General features: G+C 75.7%; 3 protein-coding genes and 2 pseudogenes. 1 reads left to right on the forward strand and 4 read right to left on the reverse strand.

What is annotated here, in order from left to right; all coding sequences use genetic code 11:
- Together B0E53_RS33795 and B0E53_RS33800 are read right to left on the reverse strand one after the other, a co-directional pair.
- Positions 1-945 (reverse strand): annotated as a pseudogene (locus B0E53_RS33795) (transposase); the annotation flags it as partial.
- A gap of 38 nt (positions 946-983) precedes the next feature.
- Complete coding sequence (locus B0E53_RS33800; RefSeq protein ID WP_107079632.1) at positions 984-1937, reverse strand: DNA primase; 954 nt, start codon at positions 1935-1937, stop codon at positions 984-986.
- Positions 1938-2084: 147 nt separating this feature from the next.
- On the opposite strand from B0E53_RS33800, the gene B0E53_RS33805 reads away from it, so the two are divergent.
- A complete protein-coding gene (locus B0E53_RS33805; RefSeq protein ID WP_107079633.1) occupies positions 2085-2426 on the forward strand; it encodes a helix-turn-helix transcriptional regulator in 342 nt (113 codons plus the stop codon).
- Between the two features lie 540 nt (positions 2427-2966).
- Here B0E53_RS33805 and B0E53_RS39885 read toward each other — a convergent pair.
- Together B0E53_RS39885 and B0E53_RS33815 are read right to left on the reverse strand one after the other, a co-directional pair.
- A pseudogene (locus tag B0E53_RS39885) lies at positions 2967-3128 on the reverse strand (hypothetical protein); the annotation flags it as partial.
- A 57-nt stretch (positions 3129-3185) separates the two neighbouring features.
- On the reverse strand, positions 3186-4020 hold an 835-nt coding region (locus B0E53_RS33815; RefSeq protein ID WP_146167892.1), incomplete at its 5' end, for an ABC transporter ATP-binding protein.

Genomic DNA, 4020 nt, shown 5'->3' on the forward strand with positions numbered 1-4020 from the left:
GGCGGCCCGGCGACCGGGTACCGGGGCGGGCGTGGTGACCCGGGCGCTGAGCGCGCCGACCAGTGCGTCGCAGCCGGCGTCGCAGGCCCGCACGGAGGCGACCGCCTGTCGCACGGTCTCGGCGACGGCGGCGGTGAGCGCCCGGTTGACGGCGGCCCGTCGGGGCGTCTCGGAGATGGCGACCCGCAGCGCGGTCACCGCGTCGTTGATGCTGTCGGCGTCCGCCACGCCCTCGGCGGCCAGGTGCGCGGCGACGGCGTCCGCCGCGACCGCGACCTCGCGGCCCCGGGTCACCGTGCCGGCGAGCATGCCCGGCTCGGGCAGCGCGTCGAGGACGGCCAGGGAGACCGGCTCGGCCGGGTCGGGGTACGCGCGCAGAGCGGCCGGGTAGAGCTCGCGGAGAACCTCGCGCAGCGCCACCGCGGCGGAGTGCCGGCCGCTGGCCAGCGCCGCGTGCGCGGCGAGGACCTGCTTGTAGTTGGCGAGGTCGCGCGGCGCCGGGAGGGTCACCGCGGAGAGCGCGCCGGCCTGGAGCGCCCGGGCCAGCCCGACCGCCCGGCGTTCGGCCGGCGGGGACTGCATCTCCTCCAGCGAGTCGTCGTCGGCGAAGCGCTCGGCGAAGTCGTCGACCGAGTCGTCGTCCGCGATCGCCAGCGGCCGACCCGCCGCGCTGAGCAGCGAGGTGACCGTGTGGTCGTCGCTGTCGGCCGCGATGGCCGCACCGCTCGGCCCGCCCGACCGCTCCACGAGCAGCGCGACCAGCTGGGCGTAGCCAGCCGGGTCGTCACCGATCTCGCAGACATGCAGCAGACGGCCTGCGTCGTCGACCACAGCGGACGTCAGCGCCGATCCGGCCGAAGCCGACCGGTCGGCCGGATCCGCCGAGGCCAGACCGCAGTACACGCGCACGAGCGCCACGGCGTCGTCCTCCTCCCCGGGACACAGGTCTTGCTCTGCCAGAGACTGATGCTCCCCGCTCGGGGTCAGTCGCGCCAGTCCACAACAGCAGAGATCTTGCCGACAATGGTGCGCCAACCCAAACTTGCGGTTTGTGCCCCGATTTTCTTCAGCCGGCGCCGACCCATGAATCCACCGATTCCGCCGTTGACAGAAGCGCGCAGCGCCTCGTCCAGGTCGTCCAGGCTGGAGCCGGCGGAGAGCATGTCGAGCACGGCCGGTAGGCGCAGCGCGTACGCCAGGTCACGGGCGATCTCGCCAGCTTCGATCAACAGCGTCGGGTCCCACGCGTCGTGGCCGCCGCGGAGGTTCTCCACTACCAGGTCGAGCTCGTAGGTGTCCTCGTCCAACGGGGCGACGTCGGCCGGTTCCACCCGTTCGGACAGTTCATTCCAGCTGTCCAGTTGGGACAGGTCGTTTGGCGCGCCGGAACGGATGAAACTGACCAGCGACTCCGGGGTCTTGAACAGCAGCAGCTTGCCGCGGTGGGTGAGGAAGACGGGCACCTCCTCGTCGCCGGCGGCGTCCGCCTCGTCCTCGTCCTCGTCGGCTTCGTCCTCGTCGGCGCCCTCGGCGCTCTCGGCCGCCTCAGTCTTGCCGTGCCGGCGGCGTTCGGCCCGCTTCTCGTCGTCCTCTTCGTCGTCCTCCTCGGCGGAGAGGGCGGCGAACTCCTCGTCGAGGATCACCACCTCCTCGTCGTCCTCGGTCTCGACGACCTGGCGACGGGCCAGGAAGGGGTCGTCCTGGTCGCGCTCGGCGACGTCGGTCGGGGTCAGCTCCCGCGCCGGCCGGTAGGCCCGCAGGGTGAAGCCGGTGCCGGCGGGCAGGGCGATCTCCACCGGGTCGATCCGCAGCTCGTCCCAGAGCGCGCGGTCCGCCGCCGGGCGGTCGACCTCGACCTCGTCTGCTGCGGCCGACGCGGTGGTGTCGTCGAGCTCGGGCTCGTCGGCGTCGGGCCGTTGGGGCGACTGGCGGGCCACACTGACCTCCGTGTGCTTTCGGGTTGCCCACCCGGCGACGCTCGGCCGCCGAGTGACTCTGCGCACATACCCTAGTGGGCGTCCCGGGGTACCCGGGAGCCGCACCCCGGTGGCGTCCCGACTCGCGGACAAGTAGTCTTGCTACGCATGAAGGCCCAGGCGCTGCACGGACACCTGGACGCGCTGCTGCTCGCGGTGCTGGAGCAGGGCGCCCTGCACGGCTACGCGATCATCGAGGCGCTCCGGGCCCGCAGCGGCGGCACGCTGGACCTGCCCACCGGCACCATCTATCCGGCGTTGCGCCGGCTGGAGCGGGCCGGTTACGTGGCCAGCGACTGGAGCACCGTCAACGGTCGGGAGCGGCGCACCTATCAGCTCACCGAGGCCGGCGGCCGGGCGCTCGCCGGGGAGCGCGCGGGGTGGCGCGAGTTCAGCGCCACGGTGGGCCGTTTCCTCGGCGCCGACGAGCCGCCCGCCACCCCGGCCTGAGCCGCCCCCGCCGTCAGCCGGCCACGCGCGGCCCGAGGTTGGTCCGCAGCCAGCAGCGGGCGGCCCGGCCAGGGCGAACCAGCCGGCGCTGACCAGCACCGCCCCGATGATCATCGGCGGCCAGGTCAGCGCCGCGTCCCAGAGCTGGACCGACCAGCCGAACAGGGCACTACCGGCGAGCGCGCCGACCGCCAGCCCACCGGTCAGCCCGAAGCCCACCGCGCGGGCCAGCCGGCCGAGCCGGGGCGATCCGTGCCGGGCGGCGAGCCCGCCCAGCAGCAGCCCGGCCAGGGCCAGCCCGGCGACCAGGCCCCAGATCCCGTGCAACGAGGCGGAGAGCAGCAGGTAGCCCTCCGGTGGGCGGGGCCCGTCACTCCAGCTCGACCCTCGCCAGGTCAGGTCGCCGCCGGCCATCAGCACCACCGCCACCGCCAGCGCCCGCAGCGCCAGCCCGCGCAGCGCCCCGGCGGCCAGCTCGGCCTGGTAGCCGGGAGCGAGCTGGGCCGGGGTGCCGAACTCAACCACCGCCCGCCGCTCCGCCTCCGCGGCCGGCAGGCCCCCCTCCCGGTACGCCTCGACGGCGTCCTCCAGCGCGTGCCGCGCCTCGGTCAGCAGGTCCGCCTTGAGCCGGGCCGGCCCGTGCAGCTGCCCGGCCAGCTCGCGCAGCCGCTCGTCGACGCGGATCTCCTCGTACCCCCGCATGGGACCACCCTGCCACCGCGGGCGGCCGGCCGCGTCGGGGAAAACCCCGGAAAGCGCTCAGGGGGCGAGGGCGAGGTAGCCGCGCTCGGCCGCCTCCTGGAGCAGCCACTGCTCCCGGTACCAGCCCGGGCGGGCGACCAGCTCCTCGTGCCGGCCGCGCTGCACCACCCGGCCCGCGTCGAGCACCACGATCTCGTCCAGCCCGGCGAGGCCGCTGAGCCGGTGGCTGATGAGCAGCACCGAGTGCCCGGCCGGGGTGGCGGCCAGCGCCGAGGCGAGCACGGCGTCGGCGGCCGCCGGGTCGAGCCCCTCGGTCGGCTCGTCGAGCACCAGCACCGGCGGGGCGGCCAGCAGCGCCCGGGAAAGCGCGAGGCGCTGCCGCTGCCCGCCGGAGAGCTGCCCGCCCTGCTCGCCCACCACGGTGTCCCAGCCCTCCGGCTGGGCGCCCACCCAGTCCAGCAGGCCGGCCGCCCGGGTGGCGGCGGTCAGTTCCGCCTCGTCGGCGCGGGGCCGGCCGAGCAGCAGGTTCTCCCGCACCGTGGCGTGGAAGACGTACGCCTCGGCGAGCAGGCCGCCGACCACCCGGGGCAGCTCCTCGGCCGGGTACCCGGAGACGTCCACGCCGTCGACGGTGACCCGGCCGCCGTCGGGGCGTACCGCGCCGGTGAGCACGGCGGCCAGAGTGCTCTTGCCGGCGCCGCTCGGCCCGACCACGGCCATCCGGCGGCCGGCCGGCAGGTCGAGGTCGACCCCGGCCAGGGCGGGCGCGGCCCCCTCCCGGTACCGGACGGTCAGGCCCTCGAACCGGACGTCGTGCCCGCCCGGCGCCGGTTCGGTGGGGGCGGCGGGCGCCGGCTCCCCGGCATCGGCGAGCAGGTCGGCCACCCGGGCC

Source organism: Micromonospora sp. MH33 (assembly GCF_003013775.1).
GTDB classification, from domain to species: Bacteria; Actinomycetota; Actinomycetes; order Mycobacteriales; family Micromonosporaceae; genus Micromonospora; species Micromonospora fulviviridis.

Excerpts from the sequence above, each read along its gene's own strand:
- B0E53_RS33805 (WP_107079633.1), top strand. The coding sequence starts at position 2,085 with ATGAAGGCCCAGGCGCTGCACGGACACCTGGACGCGCTGCTGCTCGCG.